Consider the following 26,772-nt stretch of genomic DNA (forward strand, 5'->3'; position numbering starts at 1 on the left):
TTTTCTCAACATTAGTAAAAAAGAAGGTGAACTCTTTAAAGAGTTCACCTTCTTTTTTACTTCTTCGCCTTCGTTCCTACTAAATCACCAGCAACAACATAACGCTTAGAATTATCCTTTACAGATACACATGTAATAAGCGTTATCTCATCTTTCCCATGATCCTCCACAACTTCCCACTTATCAGGAGTTACTTCAGATACACCAGTAACCGCATACTCATATTCATTTTCATTGTCATACAAATAAATTTTATCGCCTTTTTTCAAAGAAGCTATATCACTAAATAAAACACCTTTTTTAGACATGTTATGTCCTGCTAGTGCGTAATTTCCTTTTCCCATAACTTGATTCTCTTTTACTGTCGCTGCACCTGTTAATAAGTTTTTTTCAGTAGAAGCTTTCAAAACAGGCAGTTCTACTGAAACACTTGGAATCGAAATACGACCAATTACTTGTTTCTTATCTAATGATGCATTCGCTACTTCCGCCAAGTCTGGTTGATTAATTTTGGAAGCATCTACAAATTCCGTCTCATGCTTTTCATAATCCATCTTTTGAACAGCCTGCACATTTTCAGTCTGTTTCTTTTCAGCCTGATATCCATCATAAAATGGCTTTCCAATTAACACCCCACCTACAACAAATAGCAGGATTGCTACTATACTATAAATTCTTTGCTTATTCATATACAATTCCTTTCCCTTACAAAATCTTACTCTATATAAAATGATAAAATAATATCGCCATATGTACAAGTATTAGCTGAAAAGAAACCTTCTTGCCGGTGCAAGAAGGTTTCTTTTTAAGCTAATTTATTTCGGTATAGTGATACGTGAAAGATCGTCATCTGAATAAAGAAGATACTAAATGCAATATATATCGGATATGCAGGAACATATAGAATAACAATTGGAGAAAGAGTTAAAAAACCAACTGCACAAGGCAACACATACCATAATGACATAAATGTAGTACGACAAGCCTTTTCTGTAATTGCCTTTTCACGCTCATCTTCTTGAGGAAATAATAGTGGAAACATCCAATACGAGAGCTCTTTATATTTTTTCTTTTGAATTTTATAAATAACGGTCGATACAATACCAAATGTTAAAAGTAACCCGAGCGGTATTAAACTTATTGAAATTTCGAATGGTACTCTCTTCGTTTGAATAAAATTAGCGACTTCAATAGTAAAATAATATAACTCAATAAAAGCCCAGCCTGCTAATACCATTAAAAGTACATTTAGCATATAGGAAAATACGAGTCTATTCATCCTCTTCCCCCTCCTTATTTAAAACAAACACATCTTCCATCTTTAACTGGAACACATCACAAATCATAAGCGCTAATAACAACGAAGGAACGTAATCCCCTTTTTCAATTGCTGCAATTGTTTGTCTCGTTACTCCAACCTTTTCTGCTAATACACTTTGCGAAAAATTAAATCTTGCTCTTAATTCTTTTACTCTATTTAAAATGGTCAAATTTACCACCTCTCACCATTATTGTATGCTTACCTTAACAAAATGTAAACTCAACTTAACATTAATATTATAAAAAAATCCAACTTTACATTGTAAAGTTGGATTTTATGTTAGTTTAAAATTGTCACTTTAACATTTTTTCTGCCCCAATTACTAGATGAAGCTTTATCTGGCATTAAAACATCGATTTTGTGACCTTTAATTGCGCCACCAGTATCTGCTGCAATTGCTTGCCCATAACCTTCAACATATACAATAGAACCTAATGGAATAACACTTGGATCTACAGCAATTAATTTCATTCCTGGGTTTGCAGTTAAATTATAAGGTTTACCACCTGGTCCCCATGCAGAGTATACTTGTTGACCTGATCCATAACCATTTTCAGATGGATCTGCTGTATAAGCTGTTGCGTGTACATAAAGTTCTTTCCCACCAGCAGCTGGTTTCGAAGGTTGTTCAGGCTCTACCTTCGAATTATTACTAACAACAGGTTCAGCTGGTTTAGCTGGTTTACTAGCTTTTTCTTGCTTTTGCTTTTCAGCAATTTCCGCTTGTGCTTTCGCTAAAGCTTCTTGCTCAGCCTTTGCAGCCGCTTCTGCTTTTGCACGCTCTTCCGCTGCGATTCTTGCTGCTTCTTGCTCACGAGCAATCGTTTCTTGTACTGCCTTCATATTTGACTCAATTTTAGCTTTCTCTTCCGTAGCTAAATTAAGTTGACTTGCAACCTCATTATATTTAGCTTGAACTGCTTGTAAGTTATCTTGACGTTTTTTCAAGTTATCTTGCAGTTCAGCTTGTGCTTTTGCTAATTTTTGTTTGTCTACTACTAAAGATGCTTCTTTTTCGTCAATTGTTTTCTTATCTTCTTCAATTTGACGAAGATCTTGTTCTTGTAGACGTAAAATTTCTTTATCAGCTTCTAGAATAGTAGAAACTGCATTCATACGTTGTAAGAAGTCTGCAAAGTTTTTTGACTCTACCACAACTTCTACTACTAAACTTGTATTTGAACTGTTTTGAACAGAAACCATACGTTTTCTCATAATATCTTTACGAGCAAGGACTTTATCCTCTAAAACGACAATTTCTTGCTTTTTTTGCTCAATCTGCTTATGTGTTTCATCGATTTTACGTTGAATAGCAGCTTGATCCTCTTTATTTTTTGCAATTGTATTATTTAAATTATGTAGTTCGTTTTCAATACCTTTAATTTCTTTACTAACAGCTTGCTTCTCTTGCTCTTTCTTTTGCATTTCTGCATCGTTTTGTTGCAATTGCTGTTGCATGTTGTTAAGTTTCTCGTCGTTTGACTCTGCTTTTACAGCGACTGTACTAGAAAGAACGATAATTCCTGCTAATACTAGACTACTGATTCGCTTAAAATAGTTCATAATCCGACTCCCTTCTTATACAGTTATACATGATTTATTTTACAGTTTGTTTACAAAACGATTAAATACAGTTTATTTTTCGTGACGAAAAAAAGAGAATTATGAATAAAATGTAATAGATTCTTAAATATTTAACAATTCCTATATTTAAAAAATACAAAAGATGCTAAAATCCAAATATAGAGAAAATATAACTTTTGAAGGCGGTTGAAATAAATATATGTTTACTCAAAAGAAATCACTCCAACATACAATTGCTCAATTAGAAGAGCGTATACAAGAATTAGAAGCAGAATTGAAACAAAAAGATATTGAAAAACAAGAGACTATTTCGACTATCCACGATCGTGTACAAAGCGTTGTACAAGAGCATCAACTTGTAAATAACCAACACAATACACTCCAAAATTTAGTTCAACAATTAAGTTCATGTTTCGAAAATGTTTCAACACGTACGACACATTCCAATGAGTTAAATAATGAAATGTTGCAAAAGGAACAAAGCTTAATTCAGTCTATTGCAGAAATTATTGACTGCTCTAATGAAGGAAAAGAATCCGTTCACCGCTTACTTATTGTAATTAATAAATTAGGTGAACAATCTCAACGCACGTCTAATAGTATGAATCATCTAAGCGAACGCTCAAAGGAAATCGAGCAAATTGTAGAAGTCATTCAAAACATTGCAGCACAAACAAATTTACTTGCCTTAAATGCGAGTATTGAAGCCGCACGTGCTGGAGAGCACGGTAAAGGATTCGCTGTCGTTGCCAATGAAGTAAGAAAACTAGCGGAAAGTACAGCAGAAAGCACAAAAAACATCGGCAACTTAACGAAAAAAATTCAAGAAGAAATTGAAAAAGCATACGATAATACAAAAGATAATTTACATTTAGTCGATGAAGGTGTAGAAATGAGCGCCGATACAAACGCTAGAATTGAAAATATTTTAGTTATGATTCAAACGTTACAAAATGGCGCTACAAATGTTATTAAGGCTATTGAAAACCAAAAGTCTTGTAATGATGACATATTACGAGAATTCGCTAACACACAACAAATGTTCCAAAAATTAAATACTACTATTATGAATCATATTCATGATGCTGAAAAAGTCGATGTTCAATTGTCTAAAAGTCTTCAAGGAACAGTAACTTCTTAATTAAAAATAAAAATCCCTTATACTGCTATAAGGGATTTTTATTTTATTTCGAATATTTATTTCTTTTCAATATTCATCCATATCTTTGTTATAATGGAAAAGTTGTTTCTTTCAACTAATAAACAAGGAGGTTATTATGGAACAATTTTACTACGTTTTAAAATATTTAATTCTCGGTCTGTTCCAAGGACTAACAGAACCAATTCCGATTTCTTCAAGTGGTCACCTCGTTTTAGCACAACATTTGCTAGAACTAAAAATAGAAGGATTTAGCTTCGAACTACTTGTTAATTCAGCTTCATTATTAGCTGTATTACTTATTTATAGAAATGATTTAATTCGTCTGACGAAGAATGGTCTCTCTTATATATTTACAAGAGCAGAAGACGCGAAATCAGATTTCTTCTTTATTATTTATCTTGTTATTGCAACCATTCCAGCAGGTGTTATTGGTGTTTTATTTAAAGATTACATCGATCAGTACTTAAAAGGTGTGAAGATGGTTGGGATTTCCCTTCTTATTACTGCTGTCGGCCTTTGGATTATTAGAAATTTACGCGGTCGTAAAAATGATGGCGACCTTTCTATGAAAGATGCAATCATCGTCGGATTAGCACAAGCTTGCGCACTGATTCCTGGAATAAGCCGATCTGGTGCCACAATCGTAGCAGCAATGTTACTTGGTATGAAGCAAGAAACAGCTCTTCGCTTCTCATTCTTACTATACATTCCTGTTAGCTTAGGTGGCTTATTGTTAAGCATTACAGACATTGCAAATGATCCAAATCTAGACACATTATTCGTACCATATGTCGTTGCATTCATCGCAACATTTATCATGACGTATATTTCACTAAAATGGTTTATGAACATTATGGCAAAAGGAAATTTAAAGTATTTCTCTTTCTATTGTATTATCGTAGGTGTACTTACTCTTATTTTCTTATAAAGTGAAACTTACAAATCGAAAGCGAGTCATTCTATTACACTAGATGACTCGCTTTTTTATACCTTTATTAAGTTAAAACCTATCATTTACTTCGAATTTCCAGAATAGTATAATAACGATCAAGTTCACTATTATAGTAATTCTATCTTTCCTACTATTATCGTAAAAGAGGTGTTTATATGCTTATAGTTACTAAACTCATTCACATTAAGTACGGATATGAAAGTGAGCTACTTTGTGAGCTTAAACAATATTATCCTTCCCCTGGAACGAACGGTTTTATTAACATAGAGTTTTCACATGTTCATCGTACAAATGATAAGACAGAATATATGTTTCGTATGTTATGGAAAACACAACAAGATTACCATACATGGCTTTCTCAAAGAGAAGGCCATGTAACTTTGAAGTACAAAATACAAGGCTATATCCTTTCTTCCAAATCAAATGCTACCTATGTGCATTAACTCTTCTCTTTTTATTCCTTGCGAGGAGAAAAATGATAAAGTGAAACTTTAATCCTCACCAATCGTGCTTCCCACAAATAGCGGGATAAAGAGCCCTCTTACTTTTCATACTGTAAGAGGGCTTCTCTTATGCATACACTTTCTTTTCTTGACAATACAAACGAATAACATGTTTATTTTGTTGAAATACATCATGCGTCAGACGAATAATAATAAAGTTTCGTTTTGTTTGATCATCATGAACAAAAATCTGTTCTCCCTCCTGAAAACGCCATGCACTTTCAAAAGTCGTAATATGATCCCCACTTACAGAAAAAAGTTCATATCGCATCTCTTGTACCCTCTCTCAACTTACATAATCATAATATCCTTATATTAAATTTATTATAACTTAATTCCTATAAAATTAGTAATTATTTCTATTTCGAAAGATTTTAACTTTGTATTTAAATATTTTTAGCGCTATAATGATAAACGAATTTTTATTGAAAGGAGTTTCACTTTGACTGCATATTTATTTCCAGTAAAAACAGCATTTATTTTATTTCCTTTTTTAGCAATGTTTCTTTTAATCCCTTTTCTAATATTTAATTATCGAAAATACGGTTATTTAAATAAATGGCGCTCATTTATTTTATACTCATTATTACTTTACTTATTAAATGCCTATTTTCTTGTTATTTTGCCGTTGCCACAAACGTTTGATACTTGTAGCCTACAATCGGCTAATACACAACACATGCAACTCTCACCATTTTATTTCATACAAGAGATTAGTAGTCATACATCGGCAGTTTTAACGAAACCGGCTACTTATTTCTACTTATTAAAAGAGTCTGCTTTTTTACAAGTTGCATTTAATGTTCTATTAACTGTTCCATTCGGTATTTACTTACGTTATTATTTCCGACGTAGTTTCCTACAAACAATTTGCATTTCCTTTTTCCTTTCACTATTTTTCGAGCTAACACAAGTGACTGGATTATACGGTATATACAATTGTGCATACCGATTATTTGATATCGATGATTTGTTTTTAAATACATTAGGTGGCGTAATTGGTTTTATCATTGCACCAATATTTACGTACTTCCTTCCAAAAACAAACGAGTTAGATAGTCATATTGATTTGGAAACGAAACCAGTCGGATTCATTCGTCGTCTTATCGCGATGCAAATTGATTGGATTTTCTTATCTATCGTTGTACCTGTCATTAAAAACAAAGGAAATTCTTTCTTCGTTTCTAATATGCAATCTTACACCAATATGTATGAACTCATTTTCATTACGTGTTCAATCCTTATTTACTTTATTATTATTCCATACTTTACGAATGGAAAAACAATTGGGAAAGCATTGCTTCGCATTCACCTGAAAGGAAAATCAGATCGTATTACATTAAAAGAACTATTTATTCGATACGGTATATTTTATTTTGCGTTAGGCGGAATCAATTATATTCTTTCTAGTAGTTCTATGTTAAATCATACAGAACCTTTAGTATTACTCGTTACATTGTTATTCCTATTCATCATTAACGGCCTGTTTATTATTCATGTTTTACTGCATGTATTTAGCCGTGATAAACTACTATTTTATGAGCATATTAGTCATACAAGAAATGCAATTACACTAAAAAAAGCTGACAAATAATTATTTGTCAGCTTTTTCATATACATAATGTGAAACTTTAATCAACCCTCCCAAAACGAGCGGTTATCTCCCACCGAATTTTGAGATGGGAGTATTACTGCCCGTTAATGCGGGATAAATAACTTTTCTCCATAAGGATTAAAAAACATTCCAAGTTCATCTAGAGACTTCCTCGCCTGTAAAAACGAATGAAACTCTGGATATATATCTTGTAATTGCTCATACGATAATGTATGCATTTTCCCCCAATGCGGACGCCCTTCATACTTCAGAAAAATTTTTTCCACTTCGCCAAAGTAAGCAGCATATTTCATACCTTTATACATATGAACAGCGATATACGCTGAATCTCTTCCATAGGCTGGACTAAGCCATATATCATCACCTTTCACATAGCGGCATTCGATCGGGAAGTGCACCTTATACTTTTTCTTTTCAATAAGATTTGAGATTTCTTCTACCACAGTCCTCATATACTTTGAAGGAATGCTATACTCCATTTCATAAAATGGTACCGTACGTGATGTAGCAAATACTTCATAGCTCGGGCCAATTATTTTTGTGTTTGGTACAGCCTTAGCTGATAATCGACTCACTCCTTTACTTATAGAAGGAAACCATTTACACCCTTTAGATAGTAAAGAGAACATCCTATTTTCAAGTAACTCCACCTTTAGTTTATGCCATTTCAAATCACTGCCTGTATTCGTTGTTTCGTTCGTAAGTTTTACTTGTACTTCATCAGAATAAGGAAAAACGAAAAATTCAAAGTGACGATGCTTCTTATACTCTTCTAGTTTGTTCATTACAGTAGATAATGACTGTTTTTCACTTTCATAAACGAGTGAATACGCTGGAATAACCTTCAATTTTATCTTTACAATGATACCTAACATTCCAAGTGACAACTGAAACGCTCTCCAATATTTTACGTTCTCAGCTTCCGAACAAACTATACTCTCACCATTAGATAAAACTGCCGTAATCTCTATAACTTGTGTTGATAAGCTCCCAAAGGTAATACCCGTTCCATGAGTCCCCGTACTAATCGCTCCTGCAATAGATTGCGAATCAATATCCCCTAAATTTTCTTGCGCATAACCTTTTTCCTCAAGTAACTTCCCTAAATCATATAACTTTGTTCCTGCCCACACTTCAGCGACCATCTTCTCTTCATCAATATTCACAATGCCCTTCAATTCATCTAAAGAAACTAAAACTTCTTCCGTTTGCACAAGGGGTGTAAACGAGTGTCCTGAACCAACAACACGAATTTTCTGCCCCTTTTTTCGTGCAACCCCCACTACTTCTACTACATCTTGTATACTTTCTGGATACATCGTATAATGCGGCGTTCCTTCTACATTCCCTGTCCAATTCCTCCACCTTTGTCCCTTTATAGAAAGCATTGGCCATCCCCCCGATATGTTGAATACTCCCCAACAATCTCTCCTTGTTTAACACGATACAAAAAAGGAAAGCGTTCACATAATTCACCAGCCTTACTATGACGAAACAAAATGGACTCTCCTATGTCCACTCGTTCCTCGCCGTTATAAAAAATTGGCGTTTGTACCTCGCCAGCACCTTCTAAAGCTAATAGTTTTGCACCCTTTGGTCTCCAAACTTCAGGCTCTTTATCTTTTCCAACTGCTCCTGAAGCAATATATCCACCACCTAGGCAAGTGTAAATAAACGGGACTGGTTTACGCACAACTGGTAAGGCAAATCCGATCGCTGGATGAAATTTCACCTCTTTATAATAATCAAACAGCTTCGGAGAATAAAAAGCAGAACCTATTGTAATCTCTGAAACTGAATTATCTTTCTCAGTTGTTTTTATGCTTCCTGTTCCGCCTCCATTTACAAACCTTAGCTCAATACCAAGGTTTTGTATTGCTTTTACAATATGTTCTCTTCTTTCTTTAACTTCTAACACTGATTTCTTCTTTAAATACGAAATCACCTTACTTTTCAGCCATTGATTTGGTATACGATCGCCTACCCCAGCAATTTGAGCTTCATAACCCATCACACCATCTAACATTAAATATGATGACCTTCTCACCTTTTCTACTACTTTCAACGCATCCTGCACATTTTTTACTGGGGATCTTTGTACACCAAAATGAAATTGAAAGAAACGACTACTCATATCAATATCCAAACAAACACGAAAACATCCTTTAGATTTCTCAGCAATTTTTTCTAAATACACAATATGCTCTTCACAATCCACCATACAAGTTATAATGAAACCTTTCTTTGTTAGCAAACTAATTTCATACAAAGCTCTTTCATCATAAGCAGGATATCCAAGCAATAAATCATTAAATCCTTGTTCTATTAAAAATAAAGTCTCTCTAGGTGAAAAGCACATAATACCTTGAAATCGATCATTTGCAGCTAAAATCTTTTGCATAATCGGAACAGAACGTAACGATTTACTCGCTATACGAATCTTCTTATTTCCACTTAACTCTATAATTGATTGAATATTTCTATCTAAAGCCACTTCATCCAAAAATGCACACGGTAATGGAACTTCTTTAAAAATTCCTCGATCCACATTTTTCTCTCCTCTTCTCAATATGTCTTATACATATTGGAAAGAAAGTGTGATTTTCCTGTTTGCAAATAAAAAAAGTTTCTTCTTTACGAAGAAACTTTTTGAAACTACTTCATAGAAATAGTCGCCTCTACTGGATAATGATCAGAGTAATCATTATACGTATATTTTTGGAACCATGATGTAACAGTCCATTGTGGAGATTTCGGCTGTAACACCTTATTCTCTATATACGGTGGGTTCGCATGGTCTTTACTTGCAATAATATAATCTAAATACTCAGCAGGACTATCAGGGAAATTATATTTTGCAATACTGTTTGTCGTTGCATCCCAAGTCGCTGTATGTCCAGTATAAGATGGTACAGAAGCGTTCAATGTTTTAAACATAGATGCATACTCTGAATCATTCTTGTTCTCTGTATTTATTTTATTTACGTTCATATCACCACCAATTAACACATACTCATTATTTGGTATATTTTTATTTTTAATAAAATCTTGAATTTCTTTTAATTGGTTCGTACGTACAGATGCTGGTGAAGTTTTTCCGCACATACTATCTTCCGCCTGCAAATGCGTCCCAATTACGTGAACGAAGCGATCGTTTTTCTTAATTTTCGTATATACAAATCCTTTATTCGATAAATTATCTGGCCCGCATCCTTTTGCAAATACATATTGAATCTTTTCAGCGATTGGCCATTTGCTGACAATCGCAACGCCACCATCTTCAGGAGTTGAAGATGAATAGTTCCCTAACGTTTTATCCCATTCGCTTCCACTACTACGACCTAATACTGCTGTTTGATTTGGATATTCTTTCTTCAAATTGCCTAATAAACGATCTGATGCGCTATTATCAAACACTTCATTTAATATAACAACATCTTGATTCTTTATATAATCTGCCGCCCCAATTAAATCAGCACGCTCAGTTTGTCCCCAGTTTGGATATAAGTTTGTTGATAGCATATATACATTATGCGTCATCACTTTTAATGTATCATTTTGATTTGTAGATGCTTCTGCTTGAGCTGACGTTCCGCTATATAAAGCTCCTAAACCAACACCTAAGCTAAGTACACCTTTTAGCAATTTACCTTTCACGTTTCATACCTCCATGTATTGTATAGTGATAAAAAGGCCAAATACTCTATTCTGAGATTTGACCTTCTTCAAATACTTAACGATTTCCGTACGTATCAAACCAAAGCTGAATATATCCAGCAGTAACACGTTGTGCATCCATTAAACGCTTACCTGTCATTGGTGTAACTTCAGCGCGCCATTTATCTGCATATTCTTGTGATACAGCTGCTCTTACGAACCAATCTTTCGTATTATCATTTACAATGCCAGCATAATCTTGCTTCGCAACTACTGCCGCTCCATGAATCCAATCTTCTGGATTCGTACCTTTCCAGTTCCAATACCCATTTCCATCCGTTACTTTATAATTATCTTTTATCGTATCTACAAAGTTTTCATATTTAGAATGGAATCCTTGTGGATACGAAAGATTCGTAAAGTTTGCCGCATGCATCGGTTGGTTTACATCACCTAAATAATGAAGAGATAATCCTAAATAGAAGAATGCTTGTTTCATATCTTTATTTTTGTAAGACTCACCAGCTAATTTAAAATATTTAGCTCCAGTTTCCTTTGCCTGCTTTGCATACGGAATATAAGTTTTCCCATTGTCAGGGTCATAGAAATGTGAAGCAAATGTGCTATTATCATAATAAGGATTTTCATAGTCAGCAGCATAAATACCGTTCTCTAACTCAGTACGCCATTCATTTAATAGTGCAACTCGATCTTGTTTTACAAGTGTTGTATTACGAGACATAATATCAATTGCACGATTTACAATCCATAAATGAGAATTCACGCCTTCTTTATGTTTATCTTCAGCAGACCAGCGCGGAATAACTCCAAATCTCTGTCCCCCATCATTTTCATGAGCAAATGCAACACTTTGTAATGGAGCAACTAATGTAATAGCTGCCGCTAAAGCAAGTACTTTCTTTTTCATATAAAATCCTCCATTTTATAATTGAATTATTGTAAACATTTTGTTAGGATCCTATGATGTCATCCGGTTAACCTATGACTAGAATATCCCACCTTTCATGAAAATTCTATCACTAAATCAAAATATGCAAATGTTCATATCATTATAACTTTATACACAGTGAATATAATGAATGAATACACTTTCATTTTAATAAACTATTATTAAGGCTTGTCTAAACTAATGTAAAAAAAGAGTAAAGCATCTGAATGCTTTACTCTTTTTTTCTATTTGATAATATCGTTGGTAATTGTACATTAGTTGCCAGCTTACGAATAAATCCAAACACTAATCCCATTCCAATAAATATATATAATATCGTGAAAACCTTTCCAAAATCTGTCTGAGGACTAAAATCTTTATCTCCTACAGTTGTCAATGTCACAACACTAAAATATAACGCATCTAAAGGACGTAACCCTTCAACCGTACTATAAAAAATCGTACCCGATATTAAAGTCAAAATTGTTAATACGAATAATACTTGAAATTCTTTATCTTTCCACGCTCGTAAACAGGCTCTTAACATTCGCTTTAAAGTTAACAAAAATGAAAGCATTAGATTCTCCCTTCCAAACAAAAATACATTTAGTCAAAGGAAAGTCTATCACCTTTCAGTATAGAAAAAAAGTAGCCCTCTTCTATTTCTAGAAAAGGGCTACTCTTTTCGATTCTATCTTATTTAGGTGAAACAAGAATTTTCACTTGTGTTTTATCTTTTACAAGTGCTTCAAATCCTTCTTCAACAACTTGATCCACTGTAATTTTTTTCGTAATTAATTTCTCTGCTTGAATTTGACCAGAGCTAATTAATTTAATAACAGCTGGGAAGATGTGACGGTATCCTAAAATACCAATAACTTCTTTTTCTTTTAATACTAAATTATTCGGAGTAATTGTTGCGTCTTTTTCCCATACACTAACAATTACAGTTTGTCCTTCGAAGCTTGTACTTTCAATCGCTTGGCGTAATACAACTTCAACACCTGTTACTTCAAAGCTAACATTTACACCTAAACCATTTGTTAAGTTACGAATTTCAGCTAGCACATCTTGAGTTGCTGGATTTAATACATAGTCTGCACCTGCTAATTTCGCTAACTCTTGACGTTCTTTAGAAAGTTCAACTGCAATAACAGGAGTTGCTCCTGCTGCTTTAGCTGCTTGGATAACAAGAAGTCCAATTGGACCGCAACCAAATACTGCTACAGCTTCCCCTTCTTTTAATTTACTTTGACGTACTGCATGAACTGCTACTGCTGCTGGTTCTACAAGCGCACCTTGTTCATACGTCATTTCATCTGGAATGTGATGAACCATATCTTCTGGTACTACTGTATATTCAGAGAAACCGCCGCCTTCTCCGCCAAGACCGTGGAAAACAAGTTGTTCACAAACATTGTAATGTCCATGTTTACAAGCTTCACATTTACCACAAGAATAAATTGGTTCTACAACAACGCGGTCTCCCACTTTATGAGATGTAACTCCTTCACCAATCTCTATTACCTCACCACTAAACTCATGACCTAAAATAACAGGTGCTTTCACATGTGTTAATGGATGTTCTTCTGTTGGAATAAAAATAGGCCCTGCTAAATATTCATGCAAGTCTGTCCCACAAATACCACACCATTTAACTTTGATTTTCACTGTTCCTGGTTTTACTGTTGGTTCTGGTACTTCTTCTACTCGTACATCACGTTGATTATGCCAAAGTAGTGCTTTCATTTTATACATCCCTCTCTATGTATATACTTAACCTGGTGAAGTTTACAAATCTATTATAATACTTCTATCCATATATTTCAAAAAAACAATCACATCCCTACTAATTTTTTACAAATAACGTTCAATATTTTGTCACTTTGTACTTTTTTCCACATCTGTTAATTCAATTTCATTGCAGGTGAAATTAGCATTGTGCCATAATAGCATTGGAGAGGTGAATATCGCTTGAAATATTTTATTTACTTTATCGTTATCGTGGCATTTTTAGATACATTTTCACAATTACCTATTATGAGTACTTTCGCTCAAAGCCTTGGAGGAACTCCTCTTATTATCGGGCTAGTTGTCGGTATGTACTCATTCGCTAATATGATTGGTAATATTATTGCTGGAGCCGCTGTCGATAAATTTGGTGCAAAAAAAATCCTTTATATAAGCATGGGAATTACGAGTTTCATAGTCTTGTTATACACCGTTGTTCAAAGTGGTGAACAACTATTAGTTGTGCGCTTTATGCATGGATTTAGTGATGGCTTTTTAATTCCTGCTGCCTTTACATTTTTATCAAAACAAACAAATGCAAAAAGACAAGGAAAAGCAATGGCTCTATCTGGTGCTGCTGTTGGAACAGCGGCAATCGTAGGACCTGCTTTCAGCGGTATTATGAAAGCAACAGCTGGCGTAGAATGGGTCTTCATTACTATTTCTATTTTAATGGCTCTTGGTACAATCGTATCTCTATTCTTCTTACCAAATAACGTATCAAGAAAAGATACATCAAGAACGCAAATGATGAACAAAGAAGATATGATTGAACTGTTAAAATCAGAACCGTTATTACAAGCATATATTGGTGCTTTCACATTAATGTTTTCACAAGGAATTGTCACTTATATGTTACCAGTAAAAGTTGAGGCATTAGCGCTTAAAGCATCTACAACAGGCATGATGTTAAGTGTATTTGGTATTACTGCTATCCTCTTCTTCTTGCTTCCAACAAATCGTATTTACGATCGATTTAATCGTTCGAAACTAATGCTAATCGGAATTGCAGTTATGGCATTCGCATTATCTTTACTCGGATTATTTGCTACAAAAGGTATGCTCTTTATTGTAATGATGATTTATGGAATTGGATTCGCAATCCTCTTTCCGTCTATTAACGCTTTACTCGTTGAAAATACTACAGACGATAATCGCGGAAAGGCATTCGGATTATTTTATGCCTTCTTCTCATTAGGAGTTGTTGCTGGCTCCTTTACAGTCGGCGCAATCGGAGCATCACCTAGCATCAGCTTCATTATCGGGACAGCATTTTTATTAACATTTGCTGGGATGATTTATGTAAGAAGCAAAGTAAAAAAGACAATGATGGGATAATCCATCGTTGTCTTTTTTAAAATGCATATTGATATAATCCGTAATATAATGGAAGCGTTGGAATAATGCCAATTAATTTAAATATAAAAGGTAATGGCTCATCTCGCTCTTCATATAAACGAAAAACAAAAACTGCAGTTAAAGTCCAAATGACGCTAAACAAGAAGATACATTTCCAAACAATCGAGGTTAATATTTGTATATCAAATACAAAACCAAAGAGCCCTATCCACGTAATAATAGATACTACAAAGTCAAACTTTTGAATTGGTGTTTGAAACATACCCCTTACTAACGAAATAATAGCTAACATTGCTACAATAACTAAATATATTTTCCAAAGCATAATGATAATCTCCTATTCAATTCAACTTTTAACTTTCAGCAAACCATATTTAATAAACAATATAGCATTATATTTTTCATAGAAATAATACAATGGATAACAAAATAAAAAGAAAATAAGTACAGTTGGTACATTGTCTACAATAGAAAAATATTTTACTAGTAATTCCTTAATACTCTCTCCAATAATAATAAACAATGGAATTATACAAATCATCGCTAATATTAAACATGACGTTACCCTTATTTCTTTCAACTTCACCTTACAATGTGGACACCTTAATGAAAAAGGATGTGGGAGATCAATAATATGTTGTACAGTAATATCCCCTTCACACTGTGGACATCCAATAACTTCTTTCATTTATCGCTTAATCCTTTCTATCTATAAAAAGAGCCCTATTGAATAGAACTCTTTTTTGCCCAATATATTACTTTTGTGTATAACCAAATAACAATGTAAATAAATTGAGCCGTAAAGGCAATAATACATTACTTCTTTTAAAAAGAAAGTTTATAAATAACGACGATACTTCGACAATTTCCTCGGAAATATTTCCTTTCCCCACATAATTTGATACACTACACATGAATAAACACTTGTATTACATAAACTAAAATAATAACTTACTGTACAAATTAAAAAGCACACTCTTCATATGAAGAATGTGCTTTTATGTTATTAACGTTTAATCCAAACAGCGCCTGCCGATTTATCTTCTGCCTGTCCAACAACTTGGAATTTAAGTCCAAGGTTTGGAACTTTTCTTCCTGCGTCTGCAATTTGCTTGTTACTATATACTTTTGAATCATCAAAAGTTGTAACACCTTGTAATCCAGAATAGTTAAACTGACCACGTGTTAATGAATTTACACTCCATGCTGGTGTTTTATCAAATGAAAATGCAGCATCTGCAATTTGCATGCCCGTATTACCGTATGCTGGTTTTCCGTTTAAATTACCAACTAGCGCTTCTGGATGAGAATCTACAACACCAAGGAATCCTTCACCTGGATGCACCCCAACCCAGTTATCTTTAAAACTATCATCTGCATACCAAACGACAAGACCTGTATTATACACTGGACCTTTTCCTGCTTTTAAACCATTATCTGATCCCGCATAGTTTCTCCACTCTAAGTAGTAATAATGAGCTTTCTTCTCTGTCCCATCAGAAACAACAAAACCATTTAAATTCATTTTAGACTGTCCTTCTGCATCATCAGAAAATACAACTTGTCCATCAACAGTTACATTTACATTGTCCATCGCAAAACCTTTATATGTTACAGCCGGATCTGTAATATAGTCTAATTGTAGTTTCACTTTTTTGCCTTTAAATTGACTTAAATCATATGATTTATCAATCCATTTCCCATCTGTTGTATCTTTATCTCCTTGGACTACTTTTTCTCCAAGTCTATCAATTAACGTCTTCGTTCCATCTTCTGTTACTGCATGTACTTCGACGAAATCGCACTCTGCTTCTAACTCATAATTTGCTTTATAATCGAATTTTGCATTTGTTCCTTTTGTTAAATCAAAGAAAGGTGTCTCTAACGTTGTATGCATATCATCGCCTCTTGTACTATAATATGCATGCTTTCCAAACTCCGGTTTAATCGTTTCAACACTTTTACCTGGTAAGTTAACACGTACAACGCCTGGACGATTTGATTTCGTAACACTTTGATCAATATAGGTAGGAACTCCCACACCACTCTTAATTTTATCGTAATCTACTTCTAATATTTTTGCCCAGTTGCCACCCATATTCTTTTGTAAGAAGTCTTTATTTTGTGGTGAAAAACTTGTCGGCTCCGTTCCTGCGATTTTTCCTGTCCAACTACCTCCACTCATTAATGACCAAGCTTCGACAGGTGAACCATTTCCAGTATATTTCGTGTCATATTCATCTGGTAATCCAAGATCATGTCCAAATTCATGCGCAAACACACCTACAGCTCCATCTTCTGGTTCAATTGTGTAATCATGTGCTGCTACTTTTCCACCAAAGTAATCTACTTTTGATTTTGTACCTTCAATCGCTACTGGATCTACTGCTAATTTTGAACGATGTGACCAGATCGCATCATCACCTAATTTACCACCACCTGCTTCTTGACCAACACCAGCATGGATTACCATTAAATGATCAATTACACCGTCAGGTTCATTTTGATTCCCATCCCCGTTTGTATCATACCTATCAAACTGATCAAACTGAGATAAATCTAGTCCTTTCTCAGCAGCTGCATGCAAAGCTTCTTTCACTAAATCACGTGCACCTTTCGGACCTTTATTATCGTGACCACTGCTACCATCAGCTCCATAATCAGATGCTTTTCCTGGAACTGTTAGCCACTCCGTTACATATCCGTCTGTCGTATAACTACCACCAGACTGCTCTTCATAGTATTGTTTAAACGTTTTTACTTTTGAACCATCAAATAATGTATAAGGCTCCTTACCGAACAACATCTTTTGATAATGTTCTCTACTAAAGTCTTTCGAATACATATAACCTGGTGTTTGATCAATATTATTATGTTTATAATCACTAAATTCAACGAGTAGCACTAATACTTTATCTGATCGAACAGATCCTTTATATGGAGCTTGCTTTGCTTTTGAAGTTGGAACTTGCCCATTCAATTGCTTTTTATTTGGTTCTGGCTTTTGCTCAAGATTAATATTTTTTTCAGTCTTTTTTACATTTTCCTTTTCTTCCATCTTTTTCTCTTTTACTTTTTTTGTGAAATCAGACGTTTCTTGTGAGTGAGCATCTGGAAGAATTTCTTTGTTCGCCTGATCTCCTTGTTTCTTTTCAATATATTGCTCGACAGCCTTTTTCGTCTCTTCTTTAGAAGATGCTGGATTAATTGTTCCTCTTTCTTTCAAAGCTTCCGCTAAACGATCTTCTTGAATTAAATTGTAATCAATTGGCGTTGTAGACACATTCTCTTTCTCTTTTGCTGGCGTTTCTGCATATGCTAACGGCGCACTCATTACAGATGTGCATCCGATAATTGCTGCAATTGCTAATGATGACAACACTTTAAATGGGGCTTTTCTTCTCATTCCATTTCTCTCCTTTTATAAAACTTAAAATTCAGATAAATCGGTGCGTTTTTGTCGAAATCTCTGTTTACTACCCTCCCTATATAAAAAGACATAATTCTATAAACATTAAACTTTCTGTTATAGAATCATGCCCTCCAGTTTTCTGGTCAGACCCTCTATCTGTTTATCCCTTGGTTCAACTAATAATCAGTGTGCTGATGAACAAAGCCCCCACTTATTAACGTTTCACTTTATATCGAAATATGAAAAATAAAGAGTTATGTGATATATATTAAATATCTTATATAACAAATTTAAAAGACAATATGCAAAATTGCATGAAAATTCTTTTAAATAAAAAAGAATCCTAGTCAATTAAACTAGGATTCTTGATTTTCTATTATTTCTCTTGTGTTTTTTCCCAATCAGCTAAGAATTTCTCAATTCCTTGATCTGTTAATGGGTGCTTCACTAATGAAGCAATTACGTTTGCTGGGATTGTTGCAATATGTGCACCGTTTAATGCTGCATCAGTTACGTGAACGCTGTGACGTACAGATGCTGCAATGATTTCTGTTTCGATGCCATGAATTGCAAAGATTTCTGCGATTTGACGAATTAAATCCATACCGTTATGACCGATATCATCTAAACGACCTAAGAATGGTGAAACATATGTTGCACCAGCGCGAGCTGCAAGTAATGCTTGCACTGCTGAGAATACTAATGTAACGTTTGTACGAATTCCTAAATCAGAGAACGCTTTTACTGCTTTTAAACCTTCTGTTGTCATTGGAACTTTTACAACAACGTTTGGAGCAATCTTCGCTAATTCTTTTCCTTCTTCAATCATTTTATCAGCTTCTAAGCTAATTACTTCTGCACTTACAGGTCCTTCTATAAAGCTGCAAATTTCACGAATACGCTCATGGAAATCTACGCCTTCTTTTGCTACAAGTGATGGGTTTGTCGTTACTCCAGCTACTACGCCTAATGCATTTGCCTCTTTAATTTCGTTAATGTTTGCTGTATCAATAAAAAATTTCATTTGTTATTCTTCCTTCCTAATTTTCATTTTATATTTATTTATTTTTCTTAATAAGCTCTAATTCAATCGGAATAGATTTGTCCACTTTTTTACCTTGTGTTATCTCTTTTGCTGTTTGCATCGCCTTCTCTCCGATTAATTCCGGTTTTTGAGCGACTGTTGCAGCCATACGCCCATCGTTAACCGCTTTCACAGCATCTTCAGTTGCATCAAATCCAACAACGACTACATCTGTTTTTCCAGCAGACTTCAATGCTTCAAGTGCACCTAATGCCATCTCGTCGTTATGCGCAAACACGGCTTTAATATCGCTATTTGCTTGCAAAATGTTTTCCATAACAGATAATCCTTTCGCTCTATCAAAATCAGCCGCTTGTTTGGCAACTACTTTTAAAGACTTATCGGCTACGTTATGGAATCCTTTCCCACGTTCACGAGCAGCAGACGATCCAGGGATTCCTTCTAACTCAGCAACGTTTGCTCCTTCGCCGACTAATTCACGAATGTAATCACTAGCCATTTGACCACCTTCGATATTGTTAGAAGCAATGTGAGAAACAACCTTACCTGAATTTGCAACGCGGTCTACTGTAATAACAGGAACATTTGCTGCATTTGCCGCACTTACCGCTGAAGCAACAGCATCTGAATCGGTCGGATTAATAACAACTACATCGACACCCTTTTGAATTAAATCTTCAACATCGTTCGTTTGCTTTGCTGCATCATTTTGCGCATCAACAGCAATCAATTCGATGCCGCTATCTTTCGCTTTCTTTTCTGCACCCTTTTTCAAAGTTACAAAGAAGGGATTATTTAAAGTTGAAACAGAGAATCCAACTTTAATAGTTTTATTTCGACCTTTATCGCTAGAATCCTTTGCCCATTCTGGTGGTTCCATTGAACAACCAGCAGTAATGACCATAATACATGCAACGAGTATAAGTAACCATTTCTTCATGAACTGTCCCTCCATTATGCTTCTTTTCGGCGATCAATTAATACAGCTAGTAAGATTACAAGTCCTTTTACAACTTGTTGGAAGAAAGAAGATACACCTAATAAATTTAAACCGTTATTTAGTACACCGATAATTAGTACACCGATGAATGTACCAACAATCCATCCTCTTCCCCCAGAAAGACTTGTTCCACCTAATACAACTGCTGCAATTGCATCTAATTCGTAAGAAGTACCTGCAGTCGGCTGTGCAGAATCTAGTCGTGATGTTAAGACAATACCTGCAAGCGCTGCCAAAATTCCAGAAAGACCGTAAATCATTACTTTAATTCTCGTAACATTAATACCTGATAGTGCTGCTGCTTCTTCATTTCCACCAATTGCAAATGTACGACGGCCAAATGTCGTTTTCTTCAAAATGAAGTACAGTACTGCGAAAGCGATCATCATTGTAACAGCTGGTACCGGAATACCAAGAAAATAACCGCGGCCAAACATTTGGAACATTAAATGATCACCAAGACCGGTGATCGGACGTCCGTCCATATAAACAAGCGTCAACCCACGAAAAATAGTCATTGTTGCTAAAGTTGCAATAAATGGAGCTACTTTTCCTTTCGCAATGATAATACCGTTTACAATTCCCATTACAAGACCTGCTAATAGTCCAACTGCCATTGCAAGGAACGGATCCATGCCACTTGCCATCCTTCCAGCAACAAGTGCACTTGATAATGCTAAAATAGAACCTACCGATAAGTCAATACCCCCTGTTAAAATTACGAAGGTCATTCCGAATGCAATAAGCGCATTAATCGATACTTGACGCAGTATATTAAATAAATTTGGAATTTCAATGAATGCTGGATTTAAAGCTGTAATTACGACGATAATTAATACTAAACCGATTAAAGAACCGAGTTGTTGTAATACATTCCCCTTCTTAGCCATCCTTACTCTCCCCCTGTAGCTAGTGCCATAATAGACTCTTGTGATGTCTCATCTTTCCCTAAAATGCCGCCGACTTTTCCTTCATGAATGACAAGAACTCGATCACTCATCCCTAAAACTTCCGGAAGCTCAGATGATACCATAATAACGGCATCGCCTTGCTCTGTAAGCTTATTCATGATAGAGTAAATTTCTTTTTTCGCTCCAACATCTACACCTCTTGTTGGCTCATCTAAAATAAGTAATTGCGGATGAATGCCTAGCCATTTTGCGATTACAATCTTTTGCTGATTTCCACCAGAAAGAGATTTCACTGCCTGCTCCCCGCTAGATGCTTTCACATTAAGAAGCTTCATCATATCTTCTGTAAACTGCTGTTCTAGCTCGTTGCTCAGAACACTTCCTTTTGAAAGACTTTCTAAATTCGGTAACGATAAGTTTTCGCGAATAGAGAAATCTAACACTAATCCTTCAGATTTTCTATCTTCTGTAATGAAAGCAATTCTCTGTCTAATTGCATCTATCGGACTATCAATTTTTACTTCTTGTCCATTTATAAAAATTTGTCCAGAATCTAAAGGTTCATAACCAAATATCGCTTTCATAATATCAGTGCGTCCAGCTCCCATCAAACCAGCAACACCAAGGATTTCACCTTTTCTTACTTGAAACGAAACATTTTCAAATTTCCCTTTCTTCGTTCCGTTACGCATTTCAAAAATGACATCACCAATTTGACTATTTCGCTCTGGGTAACGTTCACCAATGCTGCGCCCCACCATCATACTCACTACTTCATCAAATGATGTTTCTGGAATTAATCTCTTTCCGACGTATTCTCCATCACGCAAAATCGTAATGGCATCACATATCGAGAAAATCTCTTCCATACGATGCGAAATGTACACGAATGAAACACCTTCTTTACGTAACTTATTGATTACTATAAAGAGCGTTTCGATTTCACGATCCGTCAGTGCCGCAGTAGGTTCATCCATAATAATAACGCTCGCGTTTGTCATTAATGCTTTCGCAATTTCGATAATTTGCTGTTGTCCAACCGATAGTTCCTCTGCTAACATAGCGCCTCTTACATGCAATCCTAGCTCTGCTAGTTGCTGCTGCGCAATCGCGTTCATTTGTCGAGTGCGTAAAATACCTGTTTTCCCATACATTAACTCTTTACCGAGAAACATATTTTCAGCTACTGTTAAATTCGGCAATATGTTTAGTTCTTGATGTATAAATGCTATGCCGTACTCTTCAGCTTCTTTCGCATTTTTAAAGGTGCGCTCTTGCCCATCAATCGTGATTGTCCCACCATCTTTTTTGTATACACCTGTTAAAATCTTCATGAGCGTTGATTTACCCGCTCCATTTTCCCCCATCAATGCATGGACTTCTCCTGTTTCAATCATAAACTGTGCATTCTTCAAAACAGAATTGCCATTGAACGCTTTTGAAATGTTTTTCATTTCAATATGCATTCCCATCACTTCCCTTTATTAAAAAATCACGCCTGCATGTAAAATTACATTTGCATAAGGCGTAGCCTCGCCTGTACGAATAATCGCCTTCGCTTTCTTTGTATGCTCTTTAAATTGTTCATGAGATACATACTCAAATGCTGGCTCTATTAATTTCTGCTCGATCTCTTTATTTACTTCCGCATTATTTATAATGACTTCTTCTGCTAACGTCACTTTTTCGATTGCCATATCATCAGCTACAACTTGTAACACCTCTAAAAAACTCGGTTTTCCAATCTCAACAGCTAAATCAATTCGTTTTACTCCATACGGAATCGGTAACCCGCAATCAGCAATTACAACCGTATCTGTATGCCCAAGTGAAGCAAGGACTGCCGCGATTTCACTGTTTAATACACCATGCTTTTTCATCCAACAATCACCTGCACTTCACGTACTCGATCTCTCGTTGGCATACCGCCCTGTGCTCCAAGTTTCGTTACAGAAAGACCACCGGCAATATTCGCGAAACGAATTGCTTTTTGAAGTGTCTCTCCTTCAGAAAGTGCAACTGCTAACGCACCATTAAATGTATCACCAGCTCCAGTTGTATCCACTACATCAACAGCAATGCTAGGAACATGTACAATCTCCGTGCCATTGTGGAAACGAACACCGTTAGAACCTTCTGTCATCAATAGTTTATTTGGATATTTAGCCAGTAAATCTTCAATTGGTGATTTAAAATCATCTAATACGATGCGGCACTCATGTTCATTTGGCGTAATATAAGTTGCTTTTTCTAAAATTTCTTCTGATAAAACTTGTGCTGGCGCTGGATTCAACATAACAGGAATATTATGTTCCTCACAAATAGCCAATACATATTTTACTGTTTCAAGTGGAATTTCTAGTTGAAGAACAACCATATCCGCTTTTACAAGAAGGTCTTTGGAGCGATCTACAACTGACTTATTTACAAGAGCATTTGCCCCTTGTACGACAACAATACTGTTATCTTCTTCTGCTAAAACGATATGAGCAATTCCTGTCGTTCTATCTGTAACCGGTACCACATAATCGATAAAAATGCGTTCGTTCTCTAAATTTTTTCTAACTACTGTTCCATAATCATCATTTCCTACCGCTCCAACCATTGCTACATTTGCTCCTAACCTAGCTGCAGCAACTGCTTGGTTTGCCCCTTTCCCTCCTGGGATTGTATGAAACGCTTCACCAATTACTGTTTCTCCTGCTTTCGGCCGTTTTTTTGAAACAGCCACTAAGTCCATTGAAATGCTTCCTACTACTGCAATATTTGGCATCTGTTTCATCTCCTTACTTCGTTGTATTTCGTTCTATAATTTCAATCGGCAAACGATAGTGTTTCTCTTCTAATGTATTTCCTTCCATTTGTTCTAACAACAACTCTGTTGCAATTTTCCCCATTTCATATATCGGTTGTGCAACTGTTGTAATAGATGGATACATCATTTCTGTTAAAGAAATTCCATCAAATCCAATAATTTGTAAATCATCTGGAATGGCAATCCCCTTTTGAAGTGCAGCCTTTACAATACCAATCGCAATTAAATCATTCCCAGCAACAATACCATCAATATGCGGGTATTCTTCTAATAATTCCATCGCTACACGCTCACTATTTGCTGGATCAAACGTACTCTCTGCAATCATATACGAAAGATTATTTTGCGTAATAACGTCTACAAAACCTTCAAAACGTTCATTTGCAGTACTCACATCACGTGGACCGCGAATATGTGCAATATGTTTACATCCTTTATCTAGTAACAACTTTGTCGCAGCCTGACTTCCTGCATAGTTATCTGCATATACAGTAGGAATACGCTCATTAAACATACGGTCAATCGCAACAACCGGGACAGATAAATTCATGTAATTAACACTATTTTGTGGATTCGTTGCTACAATAAATCCATCTACATTATTTTGTCTAAGTACATCAATGTATTGTTTCTCTTTTTCTAAACTTTCATCAGAGTTACAAAGGACAACTGTGTAACCTTGTTTATGTGCTACATCTTCTACGGCACGTGCAACTTCTGGAAAGAACGGATTCACGATATTTGGAACAACTAAGCCAATTAAACGAGACTTTTTATTATACAGTGAACGCGCTACTGTACTAGGCTTATAATCTAACATCTCAATTGCACGCTCTACCTTTTTTAATGTATCTTCGTGAACATATCCATTTTTATTTAAAACTCTGGAAACGGTCGCAACAGATACTCCCGCTAATTTCGCAACGTCTTTAATCGTACTCATTCTCTTTTCTCCTCATTTCATGTAACCGTTTACAGAAAATAATATAACGTATTTCTAAAAATACGTCAATCATTTCTCACTAAAAAGCTTTTAAGGTTATACTCAAAAAAAACACCACCATAAGGCGATGCTTCTTCATTACGAGTATGATACAGTTTTTTCTTTTTCTTCTACAGCAGGCTCTTTAGCATCTTTTTTACGATCTGATAATTTAATTTTTTGTAAGAAAATCGTAAAGATGGCACCTACTACGATAAATACTAATCCTGTTAAGAATACAGTATGAAGCGAGTCTACTAAAGAGTTTTTCAAAATAGGTACAATGCTGTTAGCGAACGCTTCTGGCATTTGTTTTAATGCCTCTGGGCTAAATAGCATCGAATATAAACCTTGTGGATCTGTGTGAATCATATCTTTAAATTTCGTTACCATTTGTCCCGCTTCTTTCGGGAATGTATCTAATACAGGTACTAATTTATTTGTTAACGTTGTACCTGAAGTGTTATTCATAATTGATCCTAAAATTGTAATACCAAATGTTCCACCAATTTGACGGAAGAACTGACTTGATGACGTTACGACACCAAGGTCTTTTTTCGGGAAGCTTTCTTGTAACGCTAATGTTAATGTCGGCATTACAAGACCCATTCCTAAACCGATAACCATCATATAAGAAGTAGCTGTAAGCTTCGTTGTGTGCATATCCATCGTTGTTAATAACCAGAAACCACCCGCCATAATAAGCATACCTGCGATAATTTGTGGTTTTACACCAACTTTTAATACAAGTTGCCCACCGATAATACTCATTACAATCATTGTAATCATCATTGGAGTCATAATTGTTCCTGATTCAGCAGCACTTACTCCTACAATACCTTGCATGAAGAATGGTACGAACATAATCGCGCCGAACATTCCAATACTCATAAAGAATCCAATCGCATTCAGTATTGTAAATGTGCGATTTTTAAAGAAATGCATTGGTAAAATCGGCTCTTCAGCTTTCGTTTCAACAATAACAAAGCTAACGATACCAATTACAGCTAGTGCAAATAAACCGATAATTTGCCAAGAGTCCCATGCATAATCTTTTCCGCCAAACGTTAGCGCAAGTAATAAACTTACAACACCTAGAATCATCGTAAAGATTCCAGCGATATCAATTTTAATTGGTCCTGTTTGTTTATGTGATTTTAATCCCATTGCAATAAAGATTGTTGCTAAAATACCAACCGGTAAGTTAATGTAGAATACCCATCTCCAGTTCACTGCATCTACAATCCACCCACCAACTTGTGGTCCAATTACAGAAGCAAGACCGTATAACGCACCAAAAATACCTTGCCATTTCGCACGTTCTTTTCCCGTGAACATATCTCCAATAATAATCATAGCCATTGGCATCATAATACCGCCACCAAGACCTTGAATACCACGGAAAATAATTAATTCTGTCATACCATTCGCCATACCACATAACGCCGAACCAATCATGAAAATAACTAGCCCTGTTATATATACGTTACGACGACCAAGTAAATCCGCTAATTTACCTGCAATTGGTACAACTGTCGTTGATGTTAACATATAAGCTGTCGTTAACCATGTCATTAAACTTAATCCGCCTAGGTCACCGACGATACGTGGCATTGCTGTACCAACAATTGTTCCATCTAATGCAGCAAATAGCATCGCGATTACTAAACCGATTAACAACAACTTTCTATTTTGATTTTCTTGTTGCTCCATG

Annotated in this window: 26 protein-coding genes and 1 pseudogene; 5 read left to right on the forward strand and 22 right to left on the reverse strand. The window is 35.3% G+C overall.

The genetic code is table 11. The features are described 5' to 3' along the window. Nucleotides 1–56 precede the first annotated feature (56 nt). The 4 genes from N2V92_RS04070 to N2V92_RS04085 form a co-directional block, all read right to left on the reverse strand. Nucleotides 57–689 carry a class A sortase gene (locus N2V92_RS04070; protein ID WP_001041729.1) on the reverse strand — a complete coding sequence of 211 codons (633 nt, stop codon included), beginning with the start codon at nt 687–689 and terminating at the stop codon, nt 57–59. 116 nt (nt 690–805) lie between these two features. Further along, the gene (locus tag N2V92_RS04075; protein WP_001081104.1) at nt 806–1,279 is read right to left on the reverse strand and encodes a hypothetical protein; all 474 of its coding nucleotides are present in this window, start codon (nt 1,277–1,279) and stop codon (nt 806–808) included. Continuing rightward, nucleotides 1,272–1,490, reverse strand: a complete 219-nt coding sequence (locus N2V92_RS04080) for a helix-turn-helix transcriptional regulator (protein WP_000154007.1) — start codon at nt 1,488–1,490, stop codon at nt 1,272–1,274. The genes N2V92_RS04075 and N2V92_RS04080 overlap by 8 nt, the downstream gene beginning before the upstream one ends. Before the next feature lie 110 nt (nt 1,491–1,600). Then, nucleotides 1,601–2,884: a 3D domain-containing protein gene (locus N2V92_RS04085; RefSeq protein WP_016078611.1), complete on the reverse strand. Its 1,284-nt coding sequence runs from the start codon at nt 2,882–2,884 to the stop codon at nt 1,601–1,603. A 631-nt stretch (nt 2,885–3,515) separates the two neighbouring features. Between N2V92_RS04085 and N2V92_RS29980 the strand changes: the two are divergent. The 3 genes and pseudogenes from N2V92_RS29980 to N2V92_RS04100 form a co-directional block, all read left to right on the forward strand. Beyond that, nucleotides 3,516–4,046, forward strand: a pseudogene (locus N2V92_RS29980) (methyl-accepting chemotaxis protein); the annotation flags it as partial. 136 nt (nt 4,047–4,182) lie between these two features. Then, nucleotides 4,183–4,995 (forward strand): undecaprenyl-diphosphate phosphatase, encoded by an 813-nt coding sequence (locus tag N2V92_RS04095; RefSeq protein ID WP_000434788.1) that lies wholly within the window; start codon nt 4,183–4,185, stop codon nt 4,993–4,995. Nucleotides 4,996–5,174: 179 nt separating this feature from the next. Beyond that, nucleotides 5,175–5,462 carry a hypothetical protein gene (locus N2V92_RS04100; protein WP_000909751.1) on the forward strand — a complete coding sequence of 96 codons (288 nt, stop codon included), beginning with the start codon at nt 5,175–5,177 and terminating at the stop codon, nt 5,460–5,462. A 127-nt stretch (nt 5,463–5,589) separates the two neighbouring features. Here the strand turns inward: N2V92_RS04100 and N2V92_RS04105 are convergent, their stop codons facing one another. Beyond that, nucleotides 5,590–5,793, reverse strand: a complete 204-nt coding sequence (locus N2V92_RS04105; RefSeq protein ID WP_001268332.1) for a hypothetical protein — start codon at nt 5,791–5,793, stop codon at nt 5,590–5,592. Between the two features lie 171 nt (nt 5,794–5,964). Between N2V92_RS04105 and N2V92_RS04110 the strand changes: the two genes are divergently transcribed. Then, on the forward strand, nt 5,965–7,116 hold the full coding sequence (locus N2V92_RS04110) for a VanZ family protein (RefSeq protein ID WP_000128030.1): 1,152 nt from the start codon (nt 5,965–5,967) through the stop codon (nt 7,114–7,116). 104 nt (nt 7,117–7,220) lie between these two features. Here the strand turns inward: N2V92_RS04110 and N2V92_RS04115 are convergent, their stop codons facing one another. The 6 genes from N2V92_RS04115 to bdhA all read right to left on the reverse strand — a co-directional run bounded on the left by N2V92_RS04115 (nt 7,221) and on the right by bdhA (nt 13,492). Further along, a complete protein-coding gene (locus N2V92_RS04115) occupies nt 7,221–8,525 on the reverse strand; it encodes a D-arabinono-1,4-lactone oxidase (RefSeq protein WP_000948965.1) in 1,305 nt (434 codons plus the stop codon). Beyond that, a complete protein-coding gene (locus tag N2V92_RS04120) occupies nt 8,513–9,685 on the reverse strand; it encodes an amino acid deaminase/aldolase (RefSeq protein WP_000373750.1) in 1,173 nt (390 codons plus the stop codon). Before N2V92_RS04120 ends, N2V92_RS04115 begins: the two co-directional genes overlap by 13 nt. A 107-nt stretch (nt 9,686–9,792) precedes the next feature. After that, complete coding sequence (gene sph / locus N2V92_RS04125) at nt 9,793–10,794, reverse strand: sphingomyelinase C (RefSeq protein WP_000676800.1); 1,002 nt, start codon at nt 10,792–10,794, stop codon at nt 9,793–9,795. Nucleotides 10,795–10,870: 76 nt separating this feature from the next. Beyond that, entirely contained in the window at nt 10,871–11,722 is an 852-nt protein-coding gene (gene cerA, locus N2V92_RS04130; protein ID WP_000730997.1) for a phospholipase CerA, read from the reverse strand. A 253-nt stretch (nt 11,723–11,975) separates the two neighbouring features. Next, a complete protein-coding gene (locus N2V92_RS04135; RefSeq protein ID WP_000948213.1) occupies nt 11,976–12,320 on the reverse strand; it encodes a potassium channel family protein in 345 nt (114 codons plus the stop codon). 119 nt (nt 12,321–12,439) lie between these two features. Next, a complete protein-coding gene (gene bdhA, locus N2V92_RS04140; RefSeq protein ID WP_000645827.1) occupies nt 12,440–13,492 on the reverse strand; it encodes a (R,R)-butanediol dehydrogenase in 1,053 nt (350 codons plus the stop codon). A 225-nt stretch (nt 13,493–13,717) separates the two neighbouring features. Between bdhA and N2V92_RS04145 the strand changes: the two genes are divergently transcribed. Further along, entirely contained in the window at nt 13,718–14,872 is a 1,155-nt protein-coding gene (locus N2V92_RS04145) for an MFS transporter (RefSeq protein WP_000873268.1), read from the forward strand. A 16-nt stretch (nt 14,873–14,888) separates the two neighbouring features. On the opposite strand, the gene N2V92_RS04150 is transcribed toward N2V92_RS04145, so the two are convergent. The 11 genes from N2V92_RS04150 to N2V92_RS04200 all read right to left on the reverse strand — a co-directional run bounded on the left by N2V92_RS04150 (nt 14,889) and on the right by N2V92_RS04200 (nt 26,771). Then, on the reverse strand, nt 14,889–15,218 hold the full coding sequence (locus tag N2V92_RS04150; RefSeq protein WP_000964465.1) for a hypothetical protein: 330 nt from the start codon (nt 15,216–15,218) through the stop codon (nt 14,889–14,891). A 21-nt stretch (nt 15,219–15,239) separates the two neighbouring features. Next, nucleotides 15,240–15,581, reverse strand: coding sequence for a hypothetical protein (locus N2V92_RS04155; protein ID WP_000665762.1), 342 nt, complete (start codon nt 15,579–15,581; stop codon nt 15,240–15,242). Nucleotides 15,582–15,899: 318 nt separating this feature from the next. Further along, on the reverse strand, nt 15,900–18,299 hold the full coding sequence (gene inhA2 / locus N2V92_RS04160; RefSeq protein ID WP_001252976.1) for a M6 family metalloprotease immune inhibitor InhA2: 2,400 nt from the start codon (nt 18,297–18,299) through the stop codon (nt 15,900–15,902). A gap of 382 nt (nt 18,300–18,681) precedes the next feature. Continuing rightward, on the reverse strand, nt 18,682–19,329 hold the full coding sequence (gene fsa, locus N2V92_RS04165) for a fructose-6-phosphate aldolase (protein ID WP_000667666.1): 648 nt from the start codon (nt 19,327–19,329) through the stop codon (nt 18,682–18,684). A 34-nt stretch (nt 19,330–19,363) separates the two neighbouring features. Continuing rightward, nucleotides 19,364–20,290: a ribose ABC transporter substrate-binding protein RbsB gene (gene rbsB, locus N2V92_RS04170; protein ID WP_000758976.1), complete on the reverse strand. Its 927-nt coding sequence runs from the start codon at nt 20,288–20,290 to the stop codon at nt 19,364–19,366. A 14-nt stretch (nt 20,291–20,304) separates the two neighbouring features. After that, nucleotides 20,305–21,240 (reverse strand): ABC transporter permease subunit, encoded by a 936-nt coding sequence (locus tag N2V92_RS04175; protein ID WP_016078612.1) that lies wholly within the window; start codon nt 21,238–21,240, stop codon nt 20,305–20,307. Between the two features lie 2 nt (nt 21,241–21,242). Further along, nucleotides 21,243–22,727: a ribose ABC transporter ATP-binding protein RbsA gene (rbsA, locus tag N2V92_RS04180; RefSeq protein ID WP_014894838.1), complete on the reverse strand. Its 1,485-nt coding sequence runs from the start codon at nt 22,725–22,727 to the stop codon at nt 21,243–21,245. An 18-nt stretch (nt 22,728–22,745) separates the two neighbouring features. Beyond that, complete coding sequence (gene rbsD, locus N2V92_RS04185) at nt 22,746–23,141, reverse strand: D-ribose pyranase (RefSeq protein WP_000716153.1); 396 nt, start codon at nt 23,139–23,141, stop codon at nt 22,746–22,748. Then, nucleotides 23,138–24,034: a ribokinase gene (gene rbsK / locus N2V92_RS04190; protein WP_001132863.1), complete on the reverse strand. Its 897-nt coding sequence runs from the start codon at nt 24,032–24,034 to the stop codon at nt 23,138–23,140. The genes rbsD and rbsK overlap by 4 nt, the downstream gene beginning before the upstream one ends. A 13-nt stretch (nt 24,035–24,047) precedes the next feature. Beyond that, a complete protein-coding gene (gene rbsR / locus N2V92_RS04195) occupies nt 24,048–25,019 on the reverse strand; it encodes a ribose operon transcriptional repressor RbsR (protein ID WP_000104047.1) in 972 nt (323 codons plus the stop codon). 138 nt (nt 25,020–25,157) lie between these two features. Further along, a complete protein-coding gene (locus tag N2V92_RS04200) occupies nt 25,158–26,771 on the reverse strand; it encodes an MDR family MFS transporter (RefSeq protein WP_000437648.1) in 1,614 nt (537 codons plus the stop codon). Nucleotide 26,772: the final 1 nt, after the last annotated feature.

The sequence above is a fragment of the Bacillus sp. CH_48 genome, from assembly GCF_038008465.1.
GTDB classification, from domain to species: Bacteria; Bacillota; Bacilli; order Bacillales; family Bacillaceae_G; genus Bacillus_A; species Bacillus_A thuringiensis_S.

Bases quoted from the DNA above. Each gene is read 5' to 3' on its own strand.
- N2V92_RS04070 (WP_001041729.1), bottom strand. From the start codon at position 689: ATGAATAAGCAAAGAATTTATAGTATAGTAGCAATCCTGCTATTTGTT.
- N2V92_RS04075 (WP_001081104.1), bottom strand. From the start codon at position 1,279: ATGAATAGACTCGTATTTTCCTATATGCTAAATGTACTTTTAATGGTA.
- N2V92_RS04085 (WP_016078611.1), bottom strand. From the start codon at position 2,884: ATGAACTATTTTAAGCGAATCAGTAGTCTAGTATTAGCAGGAATTATC.
- N2V92_RS04095 (WP_000434788.1), top strand. From the start codon at position 4,183: ATGGAACAATTTTACTACGTTTTAAAATATTTAATTCTCGGTCTGTTC.
- N2V92_RS04100 (WP_000909751.1), top strand. From the start codon at position 5,175: ATGCTTATAGTTACTAAACTCATTCACATTAAGTACGGATATGAAAGT.
- N2V92_RS04105 (WP_001268332.1), bottom strand. From the start codon at position 5,793: ATGCGATATGAACTTTTTTCTGTAAGTGGGGATCATATTACGACTTTT.
- N2V92_RS04115 (WP_000948965.1), bottom strand. From the start codon at position 8,525: ATGCTTTCTATAAAGGGACAAAGGTGGAGGAATTGGACAGGGAATGTA.
- cerA (WP_000730997.1), bottom strand. From the start codon at position 11,722: ATGAAAAAGAAAGTACTTGCTTTAGCGGCAGCTATTACATTAGTTGCT.
- N2V92_RS04135 (WP_000948213.1), bottom strand. From the start codon at position 12,320: ATGCTTTCATTTTTGTTAACTTTAAAGCGAATGTTAAGAGCCTGTTTA.
- bdhA (WP_000645827.1), bottom strand. From the start codon at position 13,492: ATGAAAGCACTACTTTGGCATAATCAACGTGATGTACGAGTAGAAGAA.
- N2V92_RS04150 (WP_000964465.1), bottom strand. From the start codon at position 15,218: ATGCTTTGGAAAATATATTTAGTTATTGTAGCAATGTTAGCTATTATT.
- N2V92_RS04155 (WP_000665762.1), bottom strand. From the start codon at position 15,581: ATGAAAGAAGTTATTGGATGTCCACAGTGTGAAGGGGATATTACTGTA.
- inhA2 (WP_001252976.1), bottom strand. From the start codon at position 18,299: ATGAGAAGAAAAGCCCCATTTAAAGTGTTGTCATCATTAGCAATTGCA.
- fsa (WP_000667666.1), bottom strand. From the start codon at position 19,329: ATGAAATTTTTTATTGATACAGCAAACATTAACGAAATTAAAGAGGCA.
- rbsB (WP_000758976.1), bottom strand. From the start codon at position 20,290: ATGAAGAAATGGTTACTTATACTCGTTGCATGTATTATGGTCATTACT.
- N2V92_RS04175 (WP_016078612.1), bottom strand. From the start codon at position 21,240: ATGGCTAAGAAGGGGAATGTATTACAACAACTCGGTTCTTTAATCGGT.
- rbsA (WP_014894838.1), bottom strand. From the start codon at position 22,727: ATGCATATTGAAATGAAAAACATTTCAAAAGCGTTCAATGGCAATTCT.
- rbsD (WP_000716153.1), bottom strand. From the start codon at position 23,141: ATGAAAAAGCATGGTGTATTAAACAGTGAAATCGCGGCAGTCCTTGCT.
- rbsK (WP_001132863.1), bottom strand. From the start codon at position 24,034: ATGCCAAATATTGCAGTAGTAGGAAGCATTTCAATGGACTTAGTGGCT.
- rbsR (WP_000104047.1), bottom strand. From the start codon at position 25,019: ATGAGTACGATTAAAGACGTTGCGAAATTAGCGGGAGTATCTGTTGCG.
- N2V92_RS04200 (WP_000437648.1), bottom strand. From the start codon at position 26,771: ATGGAGCAACAAGAAAATCAAAATAGAAAGTTGTTGTTAATCGGTTTA.